Annotated in this window: 20 protein-coding genes; 11 read left to right on the top strand and 9 right to left on the bottom strand. The window is 69.0% G+C overall.

Features of this window, described 5'->3' with window-relative positions; genetic code table 11:
* Window positions 1–83: 83 nt before the first annotated feature.
* Window positions 84–1,049: an ArsA family ATPase gene (locus tag C2R22_RS20310; RefSeq protein ID WP_103427386.1), complete on the bottom strand. Its 966-nt coding sequence runs from the start codon at window positions 1,047–1,049 to the stop codon at window positions 84–86.
* Between the two features lie 2 nt (window positions 1,050–1,051).
* Window positions 1,052–1,348: a hypothetical protein gene (locus C2R22_RS20305; RefSeq protein ID WP_103427385.1), complete on the bottom strand. Its 297-nt coding sequence runs from the start codon at window positions 1,346–1,348 to the stop codon at window positions 1,052–1,054.
* 142 nt (window positions 1,349–1,490) lie between these two features.
* On the opposite strand from C2R22_RS20305, the gene C2R22_RS20300 reads away from it, so the two are divergent.
* Both C2R22_RS20300 and C2R22_RS20295 read left to right on the top strand, forming a co-directional pair.
* The gene (locus C2R22_RS20300; protein ID WP_103427384.1) at window positions 1,491–3,017 is read left to right on the top strand and encodes an amidase; all 1,527 of its coding nucleotides are present in this window, start codon (window positions 1,491–1,493) and stop codon (window positions 3,015–3,017) included.
* 63 nt (window positions 3,018–3,080) lie between these two features.
* Window positions 3,081–4,385: a CobW family GTP-binding protein gene (locus C2R22_RS20295; RefSeq protein ID WP_103427383.1), complete on the top strand. Its 1,305-nt coding sequence runs from the start codon at window positions 3,081–3,083 to the stop codon at window positions 4,383–4,385.
* Between the two features lie 46 nt (window positions 4,386–4,431).
* Here C2R22_RS20295 and C2R22_RS20290 read toward each other — a convergent pair whose 3' ends face one another.
* From C2R22_RS20290 to C2R22_RS20280, 3 genes are all read right to left on the bottom strand, one after another.
* Complete coding sequence (locus C2R22_RS20290; RefSeq protein ID WP_103427382.1) at window positions 4,432–4,653, bottom strand: hypothetical protein; 222 nt, start codon at window positions 4,651–4,653, stop codon at window positions 4,432–4,434.
* Window positions 4,654–4,770: 117 nt separating this feature from the next.
* Window positions 4,771–5,181, bottom strand: a complete 411-nt coding sequence (locus C2R22_RS20285) for a polyketide cyclase (RefSeq protein WP_103427381.1) — start codon at window positions 5,179–5,181, stop codon at window positions 4,771–4,773.
* Window positions 5,182–5,251: 70 nt separating this feature from the next.
* Window positions 5,252–5,563 (bottom strand): hypothetical protein, encoded by a 312-nt coding sequence (locus tag C2R22_RS20280; protein ID WP_103427380.1) that lies wholly within the window; start codon window positions 5,561–5,563, stop codon window positions 5,252–5,254.
* 58 nt (window positions 5,564–5,621) lie between these two features.
* Here C2R22_RS20280 and C2R22_RS20275 point away from each other — a divergent pair, with 58 nt between their 5' ends.
* The 3 genes from C2R22_RS20275 to C2R22_RS20265 all read left to right on the top strand — a co-directional run bounded on the left by C2R22_RS20275 (window position 5,622) and on the right by C2R22_RS20265 (window position 6,972).
* Window positions 5,622–5,804, top strand: a complete 183-nt coding sequence (locus tag C2R22_RS20275) for a hypothetical protein (protein ID WP_103427379.1) — start codon at window positions 5,622–5,624, stop codon at window positions 5,802–5,804.
* A gap of 71 nt (window positions 5,805–5,875) precedes the next feature.
* Window positions 5,876–6,556, top strand: coding sequence for a uracil phosphoribosyltransferase (upp, locus tag C2R22_RS20270; RefSeq protein ID WP_103427378.1), 681 nt, complete (start codon window positions 5,876–5,878; stop codon window positions 6,554–6,556).
* Between the two features lie 173 nt (window positions 6,557–6,729).
* Window positions 6,730–6,972, top strand: a complete 243-nt coding sequence (locus C2R22_RS20265; protein WP_103427377.1) for a ferredoxin — start codon at window positions 6,730–6,732, stop codon at window positions 6,970–6,972.
* A 122-nt stretch (window positions 6,973–7,094) separates the two neighbouring features.
* Here the strand turns inward: C2R22_RS20265 and C2R22_RS20260 are convergent, their stop codons facing one another.
* Window positions 7,095–7,835 carry a bacteriorhodopsin gene (locus tag C2R22_RS20260; RefSeq protein ID WP_103427376.1) on the bottom strand — a complete coding sequence of 247 codons (741 nt, stop codon included), beginning with the start codon at window positions 7,833–7,835 and terminating at the stop codon, window positions 7,095–7,097.
* Window positions 7,836–8,060: 225 nt separating this feature from the next.
* Here C2R22_RS20260 and C2R22_RS20255 point away from each other — a divergent pair, with 225 nt between their 5' ends.
* The 4 genes from C2R22_RS20255 to C2R22_RS20245 all read left to right on the top strand — a co-directional run bounded on the left by C2R22_RS20255 (window position 8,061) and on the right by C2R22_RS20245 (window position 12,929).
* Complete coding sequence (locus tag C2R22_RS20255; RefSeq protein ID WP_103427375.1) at window positions 8,061–8,918, top strand: lycopene cyclase domain-containing protein; 858 nt, start codon at window positions 8,061–8,063, stop codon at window positions 8,916–8,918.
* Complete coding sequence (locus tag C2R22_RS20250) at window positions 8,915–9,979, top strand: Brp/Blh family beta-carotene 15,15'-dioxygenase (protein ID WP_103427374.1); 1,065 nt, start codon at window positions 8,915–8,917, stop codon at window positions 9,977–9,979. The genes C2R22_RS20255 and C2R22_RS20250 overlap by 4 nt, the downstream gene beginning before the upstream one ends.
* Window positions 9,980–10,063: 84 nt before the next feature.
* Window positions 10,064–10,240 (top strand): hypothetical protein, encoded by a 177-nt coding sequence (locus C2R22_RS25305; RefSeq protein ID WP_162562312.1) that lies wholly within the window; start codon window positions 10,064–10,066, stop codon window positions 10,238–10,240.
* 73 nt (window positions 10,241–10,313) lie between these two features.
* Complete coding sequence (locus C2R22_RS20245; protein WP_103427373.1) at window positions 10,314–12,929, top strand: DEAD/DEAH box helicase; 2,616 nt, start codon at window positions 10,314–10,316, stop codon at window positions 12,927–12,929.
* On the opposite strand, the gene C2R22_RS20240 is transcribed toward C2R22_RS20245, so the two are convergent.
* Together C2R22_RS20240 and C2R22_RS20235 are read right to left on the bottom strand one after the other, a co-directional pair.
* Window positions 12,926–13,315 (bottom strand): universal stress protein, encoded by a 390-nt coding sequence (locus C2R22_RS20240; protein ID WP_103427372.1) that lies wholly within the window; start codon window positions 13,313–13,315, stop codon window positions 12,926–12,928. The genes C2R22_RS20245 and C2R22_RS20240 overlap by 4 nt on opposite strands.
* The gene (locus C2R22_RS20235; protein ID WP_103427371.1) at window positions 13,315–14,022 is read right to left on the bottom strand and encodes an Sjogren's syndrome/scleroderma autoantigen 1 family protein; all 708 of its coding nucleotides are present in this window, start codon (window positions 14,020–14,022) and stop codon (window positions 13,315–13,317) included. Before C2R22_RS20235 ends, C2R22_RS20240 begins: the two co-directional genes overlap by 1 nt.
* Window positions 14,023–14,167: 145 nt before the next feature.
* Between C2R22_RS20235 and mdh the strand changes: the two genes are divergently transcribed.
* A complete protein-coding gene (mdh, locus tag C2R22_RS20230; protein WP_103427370.1) occupies window positions 14,168–15,091 on the top strand; it encodes a malate dehydrogenase in 924 nt (307 codons plus the stop codon).
* Window positions 15,092–15,489: 398 nt separating this feature from the next.
* On the top strand, window positions 15,490–16,113 hold the full coding sequence (locus C2R22_RS20225; RefSeq protein WP_245902829.1) for a CPBP family intramembrane glutamic endopeptidase: 624 nt from the start codon (window positions 15,490–15,492) through the stop codon (window positions 16,111–16,113).
* On the opposite strand, the gene C2R22_RS20220 is transcribed toward C2R22_RS20225, so the two are convergent.
* On the bottom strand, window positions 16,110–17,846 hold the full coding sequence (locus C2R22_RS20220; RefSeq protein WP_103427369.1) for an excinuclease ABC subunit C: 1,737 nt from the start codon (window positions 17,844–17,846) through the stop codon (window positions 16,110–16,112). The genes C2R22_RS20225 and C2R22_RS20220 overlap by 4 nt on opposite strands.
* Window positions 17,847–17,956: the final 110 nt, after the last annotated feature.

Raw genomic sequence — 17,956 nt, 5'->3', positions numbered from 1 at the left:
CTGTCGAACACGGAGACGGGAGCCGGTTCGGTCTCGCTCGGCCCCGTTCGCGTTCGCAGGTCACAGAGAGACCGTCACCGTTCTCACGCGGCCGGGTCGGCGGCGACGTCGATAGACAGTTCGTCGGCCACGTCGGCGAGCAGGTTCCCCTTCACCTCGGCGACCCGCGTCTCTATCTCCGCGACGAGCGGCTGGTCGAACTCGGTCCGGAGGGTGTCGAGGCGCTCGCGCTCGGTCTCGACGCGGTCGCGGAGGAATCGCGCCCCGCGCCCCTGCTCGTCGGGGTCCGGTTCGGGGGTGAGTTTGTTCACGGCGAGTCCCTCCACGGAGAGGCCGGCGTCGAGGAGGTTCTCGACGGCGCGCGACGTCTCCCGGATGGAGAGTTCGTCGGGGTTGACGACGAGGTAGAAGGTGGCTCTGTTTCGCAGGGCGTCGCCCGCGAACTCGAACAGTTCCTTTCGCTCTTGGAGGCGCGCGATGATGGGGTCGCCCTCCATCATCCGCCGGGGCTCGTTGTTACCGATGGCGGCGCGCTCGAACAGCTTCACCGACTGCTTTCGCTTGTGCATCAGGCGGTCGATCCACCCCTCGAGGAGGTCCGGCAGCGACAGCAGTCTGAGCGTCCCGCCCGTCGGCGAGGTGTCGAAGACGACGCGCTCGTAGTCGTTTTCGCGCATCACGCCGATGAATCGGTCGAACAGCGCCGACTCGTAGGCGCCGGGCGTCTGGTGTGCCATCTCGATCTGTCGGTCGATCTCGTTGACCATCGCGGGGCTCACCTGGTCGCCCATCGCTCGCCTGGTCTCCATGAGGTGTCGCTCGACCTCTTCCTCGGGGTCGATCTCCATGGCGTGGAGGTCGTCGACGCCCTCGACCGGAGAGGGGTCGTCGGAGAACTGCTGGTCGAACACGTCCGAGGTCGAGTGGGCGGGATCGGTCGAGACGACGAGCGTGTCGACGCCCGCCCGGGCGCACTTGAGCGCGTAGGCGCTCGACACGGTGGTCTTGCCGACGCCGCCCTTGCCGCCGAAGAAGACGAACTCGCGCATGGTCAGAAGTGATACTGCTGACCCTTCCGTTCGAGGAGGCTCCCGCGGTCCCACATCCGCCGCTCCCACGCCTCGAACTCGTCTTCGAGGTACGGGAGGAGTTCGGCGGTGTAGTACGACACGGGCGAAGGGATCCCGAACGCGTCGGGAAAACACGCCAGCATGAACGTGTCCTCGATGTCCTCGGCCTCCTTCTCTATCTTCTCGTAGGCCGGATGCGCGACCATCCCGTGATAGAGGCCGCGGGCCCACTGTTCGGCCCAGGCGAGGAAGGCGTCGATGCGCTCGGCGAGCGTCATACGCCGACAGTCATCAAAGACCGGGCAAAAACGTGTCGCTCGTCGCCTCGCCCGTTCTCGACGCGCGACCGGACGCGGGCCGACGACCGGGCGGCCGACGGCAGTGCTTATGTGTGGCTACATTGATATGTCGTGTGGTACCATGTCAGAGCAGCCACCGAACGTCCAGCCGCCGACAGAGGCGGAAATCCGCGAGAAGGCCGCCGCACACCACATCGACCTCACCGACGAGGAAGTCGCGGACTTCGCGGCCATCGTCCCCGGCGTCCTCGCCGGCTACGAACGGCTCGACGAACTCGTCGACCCGAGACCGCGCATCGAGCACACCGACCGCGACCCCGGGTACAAACCCGGCCCCGAGGAGGACCCGCTCAACGCGTTCGTCACGAAGTGTCGAGTCAGCGGCGCCGACGGCGGACCGCTGGCGGGGTACGAGGTGGGCGTCAAGGACAACGTCGCGGTCGCCGGCGTAGAGATGACGCTCGGGTCGAAACTGTTCGAGGGGTACGTCCCGTCGACCGACGCGACCATCGTCACCCGACTGCTCGACGCGGGCGCGACCATCACCGGGAAGCTCAACATGGAGGACATGGCCTTTTCGGGCAGCGGCGAACTGTCCGCGACGGGGCCGGTTCTGAACCCCCGCGACGAGAACCACATCGCGGGCGGGTCGTCGAGCGGGAGCGCGGCCGCGGTCGCGTCCGGTGCGGTCGACGTCGCCATCGGCGGCGACCAGGGCGGGTCGATCCGCATTCCCGCCGCCTGGAGCGGCATCGTCGGCCACAAGCCGACGCACAGCCTCGTTCCCTACACCGGTATCGTCGGCCTCGGCCGGTCGTTCGACCACGCGGGACCGATGGCCTCGTCGGTCGAAGACTGCGCGCGCGTCCTCGACGTTCTCGCCGGAAAGGACGACCTCGACCCGCGGCAGGGGGTCGTGCCGACCGACGACTACGTCGACGCACTCGACGACGACCCCAGCGGTGTCACCGTCGGCGTGCTCGCGGAGGGCTTCGGCCACGACGAGAGCGAGGACGGCGTCGACGAGACGGTCCACGAGGCGCTCGACGAGTTCGAGTCCGCCGGCGCGACGGTGACCGAGGTGTCGCTGCCGATGCACCTCGACGGCCTCCCCATCTGGAACGCCATCGCCATGGAGGCGACGGCCGCCACGGTCGGGAGCGAGGGAATCGGCCACTACGGCAAGGGATTCTACGACACCCAGTTCGCCGACGCGTTCGGCCGCGCCCGACGCGCGCAGGCGGACGACTACGTCACCACGCTCAAACTGACGCTGGTGGTCGGCCAGTACCTCGCCGACGAGTACCGCGGCCACTACTACGCGAAGGCGCAGAACCTGAGTCGAAAACTGGCGAGCACGTACGACGACCTGCTCGCCGACGTCGACGTCCTGGCGATGCCGACGACGCCGCAGACGGCGCACGAACTCGCCCCCGAGATGTCGCGACTGGAAGCCATCGACCGGGCGCTGAACATGCTGCCCAACACGGCCCCGTTCGACGTGACGGGCCACCCCGCCACGTCCGTCCCCTGCGGCACCAGCGACGGCCTCCCGGTCGGACTGATGCTCGTGGGGGAGCGGTTCGACGACGCGACGGCTCTGCGGGGCGCCCGGGCGTTCGAGCGGAGCGTCGCGCCCGAGTTGTAACTTCGACCGGCCGCTCCCGGCGGCGACCGTCCGTTTCAAGACCGTCGACACGGCACAGGGGGTATGGCAAGCGACGACATCCCGGTGACCATCCTCTCCGGGAGTCTCGGTGCGGGGAAGACGACGCTCCTGAACCGCCTCCTCGACACCGCCGGCGACCGCGACATCGCCGTCCTCGTCAACGACATGGGCGAGATCAACGTCGACGCGGAACTCGTGAGCGGGCGTTCGGCGAACGCCGCGGGGTCGGTGACCGAACTGTCGAACGGCTGTATCTGCTGTGAACTCCGCGGCGACCTCGACCGGGCCGTGATGCGACTCGCCCGCGAGCGCGACTTCGACCACCTCGTCGTGGAGGCGTCCGGCATCTCCGAGCCGGGTCCCGTCGCGAAGCTGTTCACCAGGGGTAACGCCTCGGCGCGGTACGTCGTCGACGCGCTGGTGACGGTCGTCGACGCCCGCCAGTTCTACGACGCCTTCGGCGGTGCCGGCGAGGCGACGCGCCGCGGGGCGGCCGACGACGACACCCGACCCCTCTCTGACCTCCTCGTCGAGCAGGTCGAACTCGCGAACGTCGTCCTCCTGAACAAGACCGATCTGGTCTCCGACGAGGAACTCGCGACGGTCGAGGAACTCGTCCACGGCCTCCGGCCCGACGCCGAGATCATCCGGACGGAGTACTCGACGGTCGACCCCGACCGCCTCCTCGGGCGGCGGCTGTACGACCCGGCGCGCGCGGCGGAGGCGGCAGGGTGGCGGCAGGCGCTCGCGGACGCGGGCGACGGCGACCACGAGGCTGACGAGGACGAACACGACGACCACGACCACGAGGGGCACGCTCACGACCACGACCACGGCGATGACCACAGTCACGACCACGACCACGGGGGCCACAGCCACCCGGAGGAGGCGTACGGCGTCACCTCGTTCGTCTACCGGCGGCGACGACCGTTCCACCCCGGGCGTCTCGCGGACCTGCTCGCGGACCTGCCCCCGAACGTGGTCCGCTCGAAGGGGACGCTGTGGGTCGCCGGGCGCGAACTCAACCTCGCGCTCGGGCAGGCCGGCCCCTCCGTTCACGTCGAAGCCGCGGGGCCGTGGGTCGCGACGCGCCCCGAGTTCGAGCAGGACGCCTATCGACGTAATCGCCGGAACCTGGAGTGGGACGACGACTGGGGTGACCGCCGGATCGAACTGGTGTTCATCGGGACGGGCTTCGACGAGGAGTCGTTACGTGCTCGACTCGACGACTGCCTCCTCGACGACGAGGCGTTCGCGTCGTTCGACCCCGGCACCTGGGAGGGGGAGAACCCCTTCCCGACCGAGCAGGGCGAGCGTGTCGTGCTGGCTGCGCCCGACGCGGCGTGAGCGACAGCGGCGGCGTGAGTGACAGCGGCGGCGTGATCCCCGATGGTCAGCAGGCGCACCCGGTCGACCCGGGCGACCGCTCGAACGTCATTTCCGCGCCGCAATCGGGGCACGTCGGCGGCTCGTCGCCCTCGACGTCGAGGTCCAGCAGGCGTTCCGAGCAGTCGTGACACCAGTACGCGCCCTTCGACTGCTCCCCGCTCCCGCCGCGGTCGGTCGACGACGTCGACGCCCTGAGCGTCTCGGAGAGGGTGCTGAACAGTCCCATACGCGACGGTCAGAACCGAGTCGGAAAAACAGCCCGTGGTCTGGTGGCACGGGCGCACGAGCGTCTGTCTCGACCGGGAGCGACCGACTGTGGTTCTCCTCGGTCGCGAGCCGTCCGTCACTCGACGGCGGCGGCGAGGTTGTCGAGCGCGCGGTTCAGTTCCCCGCGTCGCTTCCACGCGGCGACGCGGTCGGTGACGGCGGCGAGCGGGAGGCCGAGGCTCACGCGCGAGCGCGCCGTCAGGCGGGTCCCCTCGTTCTCGCGGGCGAGCGTGACCCACGTCTCCATCGCCTCGAACGGGCCGTCCTGTCCCTCCTGCGTGTAGTAGAGGCCGTCCTCACGGGACTCGAACCGGAGCGAGAGCTGGAGCCCCCCGCCGCCGGCCGTGACGAGCGTCGCCCCGTCGACGTCGTCGACCGCCCGGACGCTGAAGCTGTCCTCGGCCTCGACGACGGTTGTCGGCGACAGGTGTCGGCGGAGTTCGCGCGGCGTCGCCCGGACGAACCGCGACACCCTGACTTCGCGCATGGGGGTACGTTTCGGGGGTGAGGGTTAAACGCTCGGACCCGGGGCGAGCGTCGGGTGGGTGACGTGAGCGTCACAGCAGCGGGAGCGCGAGCAGGAGCATAAGGAGCGCGAGACAGAGTGCGCCGTAGACGAGGCGAGCGAGGCGGGTCGCCGGCGGAATCTCCGCGCGGAGCGCGGGGCGGGCGTGCCAGACGAGACGGACGTACGCCCCGACGGTGACGGCGACGAACAGTCCGGCCGAGAGCGACAGGCCGACGGGGAGCGACAGTCCGACCGCGCCGGCGTAAATCGGGCCGAACGAGAACGCGACCAGGAACCCCAGGCTCGCCACCACCAGGAAAGGGACGGGGTCGACCGGCGTGCCGTCGCGGTTCCGAAGCACACCTCACAGGTGGGACGCGAACGCAAAGAAGATAAGTCCGACCTCGGATGGGAGGCGTATGGCCTCGGAGGGAGACCCGCGCGTCCTGTTCGTGATGAACCTCGTCCTCTCGGCCGTCTTCGGGACGGCCATCCTCTGGGGGCTCGACTTCGTCGGACTCGCGACGTTTTCGCCCACGAACGCCGCCGTCGCGGCCCTCGTCCTCATGGCGCTGACGGGTATCGTGATACGGGTGCTCTGAGCCGTCAGGGTGCCGGTACGGGGGGATGCCCCCGTTTTATATCGGTGCCCGACCGCACCTCACACAGACCGATGCCTATCGAAGACCGCGACAACGCGTACCTCATCACGCACGCGCTGGCGAAGGACACCCTCTCTCGCCTGCGGGACATCGAGACCGAGCAGGTCGCCTTCAGGAAGGGGCTGGTGAAACTCGGCCGCATCTGCGGCTACGAGATCATCGACGGGGCGATGGAGACCGAGTACGTCTCCATCGAGACGCCGCTGCAAGAGACCACGGGCGAGCGGGTGAAGGGACTCGACGACGTCGTCATCATCAACGTGTTGCGCGCGGCGACGCCGTTCGTCGAGGGGCTGTTGAAGGCGTTCCCCCGGGCGAAGCAGGGCGTCATCTCCGCCGGCCGCGACGAGGAGGCAGGCATGAACGACGCGGGCGAGTTCCCCATCACCATCGACTACGTCAAACTCCCCGAGATTCGCGCGAAGGACACCGTCATCGTCGCCGACCCGATGCTCGCAACCGGGAGCACGATGTGTGCCGTCCTCGACCACGTCCTCGCGAACGCCGTCGAACAGCCGACGGACCTGTTCGTCCTCTCGGCGGTGTCCGCACCGGACGGCCTGCTCCGCGTCGACGAGGAGTACCCGAACGCCGACCTGCTCACCGTCGCCATCGACGACTACCTCGACGACGACGGCTACATCGTCCCCGGGTTGGGGGACGCCGGCGACCGCGCGTTCCGGACGACGTGAGCGGAGGCGAACGTCCCGACCGTGGAGTGAGCGTCACGAGTTCGGGTGTCAGTGGTCACGAACGGCGTCGTTTCAGCCGCGTCGAGACGAGGGAAACCACGTGAGACACGGCGCGGTGAACCGCAGCCCCGTCGGGCGCCACGTCTAAACCCCCCGCCAGTCTACCCCGAGCCATGCACATCGAGTACGACCGCGACACCTGCATCGGGATGTTCCAGTGCGTCGACGAGTGGGAGGCGTTCCAGAAGAACCTCGACGACGGGAAAGCGGACCTGGAAGGGAGCGAGGAGCGAGACGACGGCGTCTTCGTCCGCGAGGTACCCGACGACGCCGAGTTCGACGCCGAGTACGCCGCCCGCGTCTGCCCCGTCGACGCCATCAAACTGTTCGACGACGACGGCGAACAGATCGTCTGACGAGGGCCGTTGTCGCTGCCGGCCGTCCGAAGCCGAACCGGGCGCCCCGTCGCTGCTGCTCTCGGGGCGACGGCGTCGAAAAAACCGGGCCGCGACCGTCCGTGGTCTCCGTTCGGTTCGAGTCAGTCCGCCGTCGCCGACGCGCCCGTCGGCTTCGCCGCGCTGAGGACGTCACGGCTCTGCAACAGGATGAACCCGAAGCCGACCTTCGCCGCCAGGTCGAGCACCATGAACGCCGCCGTTTCGATGCCCAGCGGGACGATGGCGAAACCACCCTCCGTGCCGAGTATCCAGACGACCGGATACGCCGACCAGAGGACCAGTATCAGGTTTCTGAGCCGGCTGAACAGCGCACCGACGTCGCCGGACTGCTGGCTGGCCTGCTCCGACAGCGTGCCGAGCAGGAAGTACAAGAGTACGAGCAGCGCGCCCGTACTGATCGCCCACCAGAGGATGCGGAACAGTTGTCCTTCGGTGGCCAGCGCGCCCGCGAGACCCGTTCCGATCATGAACACGTCCAGCCCGATGAGGGTGTATATCGTGTTCCTGTCCGCGCCCGCCAACAGCGCGAGGTCGAGCAACAACAGCGGCGTCGTGAACAGCCAGTCGGCGTACCGGGCCCAGTAGATGTCGAGCGTTCCGAGCCCGTCGACCGACACCTCGATGAGGCCGAACCCCGTGGCCATCGAGAAGTACGACGCCGCCGCGATGGCGGGGATGAAGATGGTGATGATGTAGTACTCTTGCTGGTCGGGGTCACGCACGGACCATCCCTGTGCGACGAAGTACAGGGTGCCGAGTGTCATCCCGATCGTGCCGATCCACAGCGCTATCGATTCGAGGCCTGCGCCTGGTTGTGCCATACCCGAACGCGGCTAAGGATGAACTCGACTTATATTTGATGGCGGATCGAGAGAAAAATGCGAATATCGGCGCCCGAGAGCGCCTCTACCGGCCAGAACGTTGAAATACCACCCCCGACACGGCGGCGGCCGTGAGCTTCATCCCCGTCGGGTCCTACCCTCTCGTCGAGCGATGACGACCACCCGTCCGGCGACCACCCGCCCGGCGCCTTCCCCCCGTGGCGAATGAGGCTCACCTACCTCGGCTTCCACCTGGTGTTCATCCTCCCTCCCCTCTTGTTGCTCCTCCGCGCCGCGCCGTCGCTCCCGTCGGGACGTCGCCGCGTGGCGCTCACCGGCCTCGTCGGCATCACGCTCCTCGCGCTCGTCTACACCACTCCCTGGGACAACTTCCTCATCGACCAGGGCGTCTGGTGGTACGGCGAGGGGACGGTCGTCGCCTACATCGGCTCCGCTCCGCTCGAAGAGTACCTCTTCTTCGTCCTCCAGCCGGTGCTTTCGGGGCTGTTCCTCTACACGATGGGCTTCTCGCCCGCGTTCGAACCGAGCGACACCCGGCTCCCGCCTCGCCTGGCCGGCGGCGTCGGGTTCCTCGCGCTGAGCGCGCTCGGCGGTGTGCTCCTCACCACCACGTCGGGCTACTACCTCGGGGCCATTCTGGTGTGGGCCTGTCCCCTCCTGGCGCTCCAGTGGGCCGTCGGCGGCGGCTACCTCGTCCGCCGGCGCCACGAGTGGCCGGTCGCCGTCGCCGTTCCCACGCTCTACCTCTGGTTCGCTGACCGGGTCGCTATCGGTCTCGGCGTGTGGACCATCTCGGACACCCAGACGCTCGGTATCGATATCCTCGGGCTCCCGTTCGAGGAGGCCGCGTTCTTCCTCGTGACGAACCTCCTCGTCGTCCAGGGGCTGGTGCTCTTCGAGTGGGTGATGCACCGCTGGGGACGGCTCACCCTGGACGACGAGGGCGACACGGAGACGCTCGACCGCGACCCGGTCGACGAGGCCGAGAGGGACCCCGCCCCGACCCGCGTCTCGCCGCAGGAACCGACCCGACAGGACGCGTCCCCCGACCGAAGTCGATGAGTTCCCCGCGACCGAGCCGAACCGCTCTCGAGTCGCTCTCCCCGCCGATTCGCCGGACGCTCTCGTCGGCCGTGCTCCGTCCCTCGTGGCTCGCGCTGGGCGCGGCCGTCCTCCTCGTCCCGGTTTTGGGGGTGCTCCCTCCCGCGGTTCGCTACCTCCCGTTCGTCGTCAGCGTCCTCGTCTTCGGCCTCCCGCACGGCGCGGTCGACCACCTCGCACCCGCTCGTACCGCCGGTGGCGACGCGGTCCGCTCGATGGTCGTCGTCGGCCTCCTGTACCTCGTCGCCGGCGGTGCGTACCTCGCGTGGTGGTTCGTCGCGCCCGTCTCGGCGGCCGTCTTCTTCGTCCTCCTCACCTGGTTCCACTGGGGCCAGGGCGACGTCTACGCCTTGCTCGCGCTCCTCGACGCCGAGCACCTCCCCACTCGCGTCGAGCGTGCGCTCTCACTGCTCGTTCGCGGCGGCCTGCCGATGCTCGCCCCGCTCGCTTTCCACCCGACCGCGTACCGCCGTGTCGTGGCCGCGTTCGTCGCGCTCTTCGACGGGCCGACCGGTTCCCTGTCCCCGTTCTTCACGCCGACGGCACGCCTCGTCGCCGGCGGCGGCCTCCTCGCGTGTTCGCTGCTCGTTGTCGCGCTCGGCGCGTGGCGCGTCCGCCGGGGCGCGGCGACCCGCCCCTGGCTTGCCGACGGCGGCGAACTCGTCCTCCTCTGGGTCTTCTTCGCGCTCCTCCCTCCCGTCCTCGCCGTCGGCCTCTACTTCACCCTCTGGCACGCGCTCCGACACATCGCCCGCCTCCTCGTCGTCGACCCCGGCGCACAGCGTGCGCTCGCGAGCGGTGACGCCGGTTCCGCGTTCTGGCGCTTCGCCCGCGACGCCGCCCCGCTGACGGCCGTTTCGCTCCTCCTCTTCGTCGGCCTGGCGCTCGCGGTGCCGTCCTCGCCGACGGGGCTGGCCGAGGCCGACGCGTTGCTCGCGCTGTACCTCGTCGGCATCGCCGCGCTCACGCTCCCGCACGTCGTCGTCGTCACCTGGATGGACCGCGTGCAGGGCGTCTGGTGAGGGTTCGAACACTTTCTTCCCGGTCGGTGAGAGTGGACACAACGGTTATATGCTCGGTTCGAGAATCCCTCTCCTGAAGCCACCATGACTCCCCAGACACGTCCGTCCCACGTCGCCGAGTGGGCCGAACTCGTCGGTGACTCCGTTCCGGACGTGGTCCGCGACGGCGATGGTTCCGACTCCGCCTCGCTCGCCGCGGGGCAGACCGGAGACGCCGCCGGTCGCTGGGCCGACGCCGACGGGTCGTCGAACGGCCAGTGAGTTCGCCCGCCCGCCGTTTCACTTTCACCGCGGTTCGCCAACGCTTAACCGACGAGGCGCGCAACTGAGAGCGATGGCGGCCACGTCCGAGGACGCGTACGTCGACCACCCGCTGCTCTCCCCGTCGTTCATCGAACAGCGCCGGTACCAGCTCAGCCTCGCGAGCGCCGCGATGGACGAGCACACGCTCGTCTGTCTCCCCACCGGACTGGGCAAGACGACCGTCTCGCTCCTGGTGACGGCCGAACGCCTCCACGAACTCGGCGGGAGGTCGCTGATGCTCGCGCCGACGAAGCCGCTCGTCCAACAGCACGCCGACTTCTACCGCGAGGCGCTCTCGATTCCCGACGACGACATCGTCGTCTTCACCGGCGAGGTCCGCCCCGACGACCGCGCCGCCCTCTGGGAGGACGCCCGAATCGTCATCGCCACCCCACAGGTGGTCGAGAACGACCTCATCGGCAACCGCATCTCGCTCGACGGGGTGACACATCTCACCTTCGACGAGTGCCACCGCGCGACCGGCGACTACTCGTATGTCTACATCGCCGAGCGCTACCTCGCGGACGCCTCCCACCCCCTGGTGACGGGGATGTCCGCGTCTCCAGGCGGCGACAAGGAGGCCATCCTCCAGGTGTGTGAGAACCTCGGCCTCTCGAACGTCGAGGTGATGACCGACGAGGACGCGGACGTCGCCGACTACACCCACGACACCGAGGTGGAGTGGAAACGGATCGAACTCCCCGATCAGGTGCTCGAAATCCGCGACCTGCTCAACGACGTCATCTCCGACCGCCTGGAGAAACTGAAGGAACTGGGCGTGACGAGGAAGACGTCGCCGGACCTCTCCCAGAAGGAACTCAACGGGATGCGCGCCGAGTTGCAGAAGCTCATCAACGCCGGGAAGTCCGAGGGCTACCAGGGGATGTCCATCCACGCGGAGGTGATGAAGCTCCGCCGAGCGGTCGAACTCGTCGAGACCCAGTCCGTGGAATCGGTACGGAGATACTTCGAGCGCCAGCGCAACGCCGCCCGCTCCTCCGGCGCGTCGAAGGCGAGCCAGCGACTCGTCTCCGAGCCGAAGGTGCGAAAGGCGATGCGCGAGGCGGAGTCGTACGACGGCATCCACCCGAAGTTCTCCCAAACGCGCATCCTCCTCGCGGAGACGCTGGGAATCGGCGGCGGCGAGCGCGTCATCGTCTTCACCGAATCGCGCGACACGGCCGAGGCGCTCGTCGACTTCCTCGCCGAGTCGTTCCACGTGCGGAAGTTCGTCGGCCAATCGGACACGGACGGCTCGGAGGGGATGAGTCAGAAAGAACAGCAGGAGACGCTCGACGACTTTCGCGCCGGCGAGTTCGAGGTGCTCGTCTCCACCTCGGTCGCGGAGGAGGGCCTCGACGTGCCCGAAGTCGACCTCGTGCTCTTTTTCGAACCCGTCCCGACGGCCATCCGCTCCATCCAGCGCAAGGGCCGGACCGGACGGCAGGCCGAAGGGCGCGTCGTCGTCCTCCTCGCCGAGGACACGCGCGACGAGGCGTTCTTCTGGATCTCTCGGCGACGAGAGCGGGAGATGGAAGACGAACTCCGCGACCTGAAGGGCGTCGCCGACGAACTCGAACGCGAACTGGCGGAGACGACGCTCGAAGCGTTCGAAGGGGAGGGCCAGAGCAGCGGAGGCGGACACGGACACGGCGATGCGGACGGCGACGGGAACGCCGAGGACGACGGAGACGCCGACGCGACGCCGACCGCCACACAGGCGTCGGCCGAGCAGTCGACGCCGGCCGCCAACGGCGGGAGCGCCCGCGACTCGTCGCTCACCGACTTCGCGTCGTCGGCCGGGGAGCACGACGGTGCCGGAGAGACGGACGCTGACGCGGGTCCGGGCGCCACGGGCGACGACTCCGCCGCCGATGACGCTCAGGAGGGCACCGTCGCAACCGCCGACTCCGAGGGCGAGGACGTCGTCGAACTCGTCGTCGACCAGCGCGAACTCGACTCGACCATCGCCCGCGACCTCTCCACGCGCGAGGGGATTCGAACGCGGCTGGAGACGCTCGCCGTCGGCGACTACGTCTGCTCGGACCGCGTCGTCGTCGAGCGCAAGACCGTCTCGGACTTCCTCGACACGCTCACTGGGAAGGACCGCTCGCTGTTCGGGCAGGCGCGGGACATGTCCCGACACTACGCCCGTCCGGTGGTGATCATCGAGGGCGACGGACTGTACGAGGAGCGGAACATCCACCCGAGCGCCATTCGGGGGGCCATCGCCTCGCTCGCGGTGGACTTCGGCGTGAGCGTCCTGCACACCAGAGACGAGACGGACACGACGGAACTGCTCGCCACCCTCGCCTCCCGCGAACAGACCGAGCGCGACCGGACCGTGAGCGTCCACGGCGAGAAGGCGGCGAAGACGCTCGACGAGCAGCAGGAGTACGTCGTCGGCGCCATCGCGGACGTCGGCCCCGTCACGGCCCAGTCGCTGCTCGCACACTTCGGGAGCGTCGAGGCCGTGATGACGGCGAGCGAAGAGGAGTTACAGGAGGTTCGCGGCGTCGGTGCAAAGACCGCCGAGCGGATACGCGAGGTTATCGGGAGCGACTACGCGTACGACGAGAGCGGGGACGAGGACGGAGCCGACGGGGACGACGAGAACGACCCGTCGGCCGAGAGCGGCACGGACTAGGGGACGACCGTCACCGGGAGTTCGTTGGCCCGGACCACGGCCTCGGCGGCGCTCCCGAGGATAACGCGTTTGACCGCACCGGAGCCGTGATGACCCATCACGACGTGGTCGTACCCCTCGTCGCGCGTGTAGTCCACGATGGCCTTCCCCACGCCCGCGTCGGTCCAGATGTCGAGGTCGACGAGTTCCACCGTCGGAACGTCGGTGAGTTCCGACGCCCCGACGCGCGCTCGCGCACGCTCCAGAATCGTCTCCGTGGCTTCGGTCTCCTGGTTGGAGAAGTGGACGACGTGGAGGGAGGCGTCGAACCGCCCCGCGAAGTCGAGCCCGAAGTCGAGCGCGCGGAAACTCGGGTCGCTTCCGTCGACGGGGACGAGGACGTCCATCACCGCCCCCGTTCGAGCGCGGCGAGCGCCTCGGCGGCCTCACGCGCCGCGCTCAGGTGGTCCGTCGCCCGCCGCGGGCCGTCGGCCGCCTCGGCCTGCTGTGCGTGGTGGGTCAGCGTCCGAACCAGCGACGCGCGCGCGTCGGCGAGCGCGTCGCCGCCCACCGACGCCGAACCGGTCGACGTCGTGCGTCCCGTTCCCGTCCTCGTTTCCGCCGTCCTTGCACCCGTGTTCGTCGTATCCCTGTCCGCGCCTGTGCCCGCGTGCCCGCTCGTGCCCGCGGCGGTTTCCACCATCGATTCGGCGTCGTCTCCGTACCCACCGCCTCCCTGTCCTGTGGGATGTCCCGCGGCGTCCGCGTCGAGCGCACGCTCGTTCGTCGTGGGGTCGGCCGCTCCGGTCCCCTCGGCGGCCTCCGCCGCGGCGGCCGTCTCGTCCGTCGTCGCGGGCTTCGCGTCGGACTCCGTCTGCGCCTGTGCCTGTGCCTGTTCGTCGGCCTCCTGTGCCCTCCCCTCACAGGTCGCACAGAACTCCTGTCCCTGGTAGCGGAAGAGCGGGTCGCCACACGTGTCGCAGTGGCGGTTCGTCATCGTCGCCCCCTGCAGGAGGAGTTGGCTCATCCGTTCGGTCTCCTTGCGCTTTTGCTTGTCTCGGTCGAACTTCTCGCGGAGTTTCTGTCGCTCCGCCTCCTTGTCGAAGTCGCTCATAGGTCAACCCATGCGACTCGCGTCGAAAAACCCACCGGGGACGCGGAGGCGGACGCGCTGGGCAGCGACCGGTCGTCCTCGCTCGTCCGGCCCGTTCGGGCGTTCCGAAGCGTTTAATCGGAATCCCGCACGGTTTCGAAACGGTATGACGAAAGTTAGCGTGGTTGGCGCCGCCGGGACCGTCGGCGCGGCGGCCGGGTACAACATCGCGCTTCGGGACATCTGCGACGAACTCGTTCTCGTCGACATCCCGAAGATGGAGGACAAAACTGTCGGCCAGGCCGCCGACACGAACCACGGCATCGCCTACGACTCGAACACGCGCGTCGTCCAGGGCGGCTACGAGGCCACCGCAGGCTCCGACGTCGTCGTCATCACGGCGGGCATCCCCCGCAAAGAGGGTCAGACCCGCATCGACCTCGCGGGTGACAACGCGCCCATCATGCAGGACATCCACGACTCGCTCGCCGAACACAACGACGACTTCGTCTCCATCACGACGTCGAACCCCGTCGACCTCCTGAATCGGCACCTCTACGAGGTCGGCGACCGCGCCCCCGAGAAGGTAATCGGATTCGGCGGACGGCTCGACTCCGCACGCTTCCGCTACGTCCTCTCCGAGCGCTTCGACGTGCCCGTCCAGAACGTCGAGGCAACCATCCTGGGCGAACACGGCGACGCGCAGGTCCCCGTCTTCTCGAAGGTCCGCGTCGACGGCGCGGACCCCTCCTTTTCGGACGACGAGAAGGAGGAAATCCTCTCGGACCTCCAGGAGTCGGCGATGGACGTCATCTCCCGGAAAGGGGCCACGGAGTGGGGTCCGGCGACGGGCGTCGCCCACATGACCGAGGCCGTCCTCCGGGACACGGGGGCCGTCCTCCCCGGTTCGATCAAACTCGACGGCGAGTTCGGACAGTCGGACACCGCGTTCGGCGTTCCCCTCAAACTCGGCTCGAACGGCGTCGAGGAAGTCGTCGAGTGGGACCTCGACGATTACGAGGTCGGTCTCTTAGAGGAGGCCTCCGAGAAGCTCTCGACGCAGTACGAGAAGACCACGGCCGACCTCTGAGCGCCGCCACGCCGCGACGACTCCTCACCACACCCACGTTTTTCACCGCTGCAGACGCGTCTCATCGTGTCCATGTCCTCCCCGTCCTCGCTCGACACCAACACGCCGTTCGCCCCCTCCGCTCGGTTCGAGCGCCGTCGCGTCCTGCTCTTCTCGCTCCTGGCGTTCGGCATCGCCTGGGCGGTGAGCGGCGTCATCGCTCTCTCCGGTGGTCTCCGCGACAGTCCACCGCTCGTCGCCGGTTTCTCGCTCGCGACGGTCCTCCTCGCGACGGGCTACATGTTCGCCCCCGCGGTCGCTCACGGTCTGACGCGCCTCCTGACGGGTGAGGGGTTCGCCGGGGCCAGGGCGGTACTCCGGCCGAACCTCCCGGCCGCCCTCCGACCGTACCTCCTCGCGTGGTTCGCCCCCGCCGCGCTCACGCTCGTCGGCGTCGGCTGTTACTTCCTCGTCTTCCCCTCGCGGGTCGACCCGACCTTTTCGACTCTTCGGTCGGTGCTCCCCCCGACGCGCCGCTGTCGCCCGAACTCGTCGTCGGGATTCAACTCGTCGCGGCACTCACCGTCGGCCCGGCCATCAACACCGTCTTCGCGGTCGGCGAGGAGTTCGGTTGGCGCGGCTACCTCCTCCCGAAACTGCTCCCGTTCGGGACGCGTCCCGCCGTCGTCCTCGTGGGTGTCGTCTGGGGGGTCTGGCACTGGCCGATCATCGCGATGGGCTACAACTACGGGTTCGGCTACCCCGGCGCGCCCTGGACGGGGATGCTCGCGATGGTCGCGATGACGACGGCGACGGGGACGTTCCTCGCGTGGGTGACGCTCTGGTCCGAGAGCGTCTGGCCCGCCGCGCTCGGTCACGGGGCCATCAACGCCGTCGGCGGGGTCGGCCTGCTCTTCTCGCGCTCCACCGACTCGCTCCTCCTCGGCCCGACGGTGACGGGACTGCTCGTCGTGGTGCCGTGGGCGCTGCTCGCGGCGTGGTTACTTCTCGATCACGACCGACTGTCGCCCCCGACCGGCTAGAGCCGCTCTTTGAGCGTCCGCGCCGTCTTCTCACCCACGCCGGGCACGTCGGTGAGGTCCTCCACCGAGGCCGCTCGGACGGCGTCGACGCTGCCGAACCGCCGGAGGAGCTTTCGGCGCGTGGCCGGTCCGACGCCGTCGATGTCGTCGAGGACGGTCGAGACGTCGTCGCGGAGGGTCTGGTGGTACTGGACCGCGAAGCGGTGCGCCTCGTCGCGGACGCGCTGGAGGAGGTGGAGTCCGGGGTGGTCGGGCGGCCAGTCGTACGTCCGCTCGGTGGTCACGACCACCTCCTCCTCCTTCGCGAGCGCGACCACCGGAACGTCCCATCCCACCTCGTCGAGCGCGGCGCGGGCGGCGTCCAGTTGTCCGCGCCCGCCGTCGACGAGGAGCAGGTCGGGGTCGGGTCGGTCGTCCCGTCCCTCGACGGCGCGGCGAGCGCGCCACTCGACGAGTTCGCGCATGTGGAGGTAGTCGTCGTTGCCCTCCGAGAGCTTCTTTCGCCGGTACGAACTGGTGTCGGAGTCGCCGCCGACGAAGCAGACGTCGCTGCCGACGACGGCCCGGCCCTGCGCGTGGCTCACGTCGAACCCCTCGATGCGCTCCGGGCGCGAGAGAGAGAGCGCCGCGGCGAGTTCGCCGACGCTGTCCGGTTCGCCGTCGGTCCGACGGGCGTTCTTCAGCGCGAGTTCGACCAGTTTCGCCTCCCGGCCGCTCCCCGGGACGCGAACGGAGACGCCCTCGGTTTCGAGCCAGGCGATCACGTCCTCGTCGTCCGGCCGCTCGGAGAGGAGAACGACGTCGGGCAGGTCGCGCTCGGCGTAGTACTGCGGGAGGAACGCGCTGAACAGCGCCGCGGCGGCCGCGTCGCTCCCCTCGGGCGCGTCGAGTCGATGTCGAGACCGGTCGACGAGTTGGCCGCGCTCCGCGTGGAGGCGGGCGACGACCGCCCGGTCGCCTTCGACGCTCGCGCCGAGGACGTCGACGGTCCGCTCGTCACGGCGGCTACTGACGGCCTCCTCGCCGCCGCCGTGGAACGACTCGACCACCGACAGTCGGTCGCGGAGGTGCGCCGCCCGCTCGAACTCCTGGCCCTGCGCCGCGGCCTCCATCTCCCGGGAGAGGGGGTCGGCGAGCACGCCGGTCTCGCCCTCGAAGAACCGCACCGCCGACTCGACGTCCTCTCGATACCGCTCCTCGCTGATCTCACCGGTACACGGTGCCGAACAGAGTCCCATCTCGTAATCGAGACACGGGCGGTCGCGGCCGCTGTACTTGTGGTCGGAACAGCCCCGGAGGCCGTACGTCTCGCGGATGGCCTTTACGACGGTCTCGACCCGACCCTTGTCGGTGTAGGGACCGAACACCGTCGCGCCCGGTTCGGGGTCGCGCGTCACCTCGATGCGTGGGACGGAGTGGTCCGTGAGTTGGACGAGCGGGTAGGACTTGTCGTCCTTCAGCCGGACGTTGTACCGCGGCTGATGGCGCTTGATGAGGTTCGCTTCGAGTAAGAGCGCCTGCGTCTCGGTGTCCGTGACGGCGACGTCGACCGTCTCCGCCGCGGCGACCATCCGCCGGATGCGCTCGCCCCGCGGGTCGGCGTACGACCGCACTCGGTCCCTGAGGTCGACCGCCTTCCCGACGTACAGCGTGGTGTCACCCGAGAGGAACTGGTACACTCCGGGACTCCGCGGCAGGTCGTCCGCACGCGCTCGAACCTCGTTCGGTTCCACGCCGCCCGCTAGTCGACGGACGGGCTTTGAGGTTTCGCGTCGACTCGCTGTCGGAGCGCGTCCGGCGTGTCCGGCGTGTCCGGCATGTTCCGGTGTGTCCGCTCTCTGGG

This window comes from Salinigranum rubrum (assembly GCF_002906575.1).
Lineage (GTDB): Archaea > Halobacteriota > Halobacteria > Halobacteriales > Haloferacaceae > Salinigranum > Salinigranum rubrum.
This window is presented reverse-complemented; position numbering and strand designations above follow the sequence as displayed.

Excerpts from the sequence above, each read along its gene's own strand:
- C2R22_RS20310 (WP_103427386.1), bottom strand. The coding sequence starts at position 1,049 with ATGCGCGAGTTCGTCTTCTTCGGCGGCAAGGGCGGCGTCGGCAAGACC.
- C2R22_RS20275 (WP_103427379.1), top strand. The coding sequence starts at position 5,622 with ATGGCCTCGGAGGGAGACCCGCGCGTCCTGTTCGTGATGAACCTCGTC.
- upp (WP_103427378.1), top strand. The coding sequence starts at position 5,876 with ATGCCTATCGAAGACCGCGACAACGCGTACCTCATCACGCACGCGCTG.
- C2R22_RS20300 (WP_103427384.1), top strand. The coding sequence starts at position 1,491 with ATGTCAGAGCAGCCACCGAACGTCCAGCCGCCGACAGAGGCGGAAATC.
- C2R22_RS20305 (WP_103427385.1), bottom strand. The coding sequence starts at position 1,348 with ATGACGCTCGCCGAGCGCATCGACGCCTTCCTCGCCTGGGCCGAACAG.
- C2R22_RS25305 (WP_162562312.1), top strand. The coding sequence starts at position 10,064 with ATGACTCCCCAGACACGTCCGTCCCACGTCGCCGAGTGGGCCGAACTC.
- C2R22_RS20290 (WP_103427382.1), bottom strand. The coding sequence starts at position 4,653 with ATGGGACTGTTCAGCACCCTCTCCGAGACGCTCAGGGCGTCGACGTCG.
- C2R22_RS20285 (WP_103427381.1), bottom strand. The coding sequence starts at position 5,181 with ATGCGCGAAGTCAGGGTGTCGCGGTTCGTCCGGGCGACGCCGCGCGAA.
- C2R22_RS20235 (WP_103427371.1), bottom strand. The coding sequence starts at position 14,022 with ATGAGCGACTTCGACAAGGAGGCGGAGCGACAGAAACTCCGCGAGAAG.
- C2R22_RS20295 (WP_103427383.1), top strand. The coding sequence starts at position 3,081 with ATGGCAAGCGACGACATCCCGGTGACCATCCTCTCCGGGAGTCTCGGT.
- C2R22_RS20245 (WP_103427373.1), top strand. The coding sequence starts at position 10,314 with ATGGCGGCCACGTCCGAGGACGCGTACGTCGACCACCCGCTGCTCTCC.
- C2R22_RS20260 (WP_103427376.1), bottom strand. The coding sequence starts at position 7,835 with ATGGCACAACCAGGCGCAGGCCTCGAATCGATAGCGCTGTGGATCGGC.
- mdh (WP_103427370.1), top strand. The coding sequence starts at position 14,168 with ATGACGAAAGTTAGCGTGGTTGGCGCCGCCGGGACCGTCGGCGCGGCG.
- C2R22_RS20240 (WP_103427372.1), bottom strand. The coding sequence starts at position 13,315 with ATGGACGTCCTCGTCCCCGTCGACGGAAGCGACCCGAGTTTCCGCGCG.
- C2R22_RS20265 (WP_103427377.1), top strand. The coding sequence starts at position 6,730 with ATGCACATCGAGTACGACCGCGACACCTGCATCGGGATGTTCCAGTGC.
- C2R22_RS20250 (WP_103427374.1), top strand. The coding sequence starts at position 8,915 with ATGAGTTCCCCGCGACCGAGCCGAACCGCTCTCGAGTCGCTCTCCCCG.
- C2R22_RS20255 (WP_103427375.1), top strand. The coding sequence starts at position 8,061 with ATGAGGCTCACCTACCTCGGCTTCCACCTGGTGTTCATCCTCCCTCCC.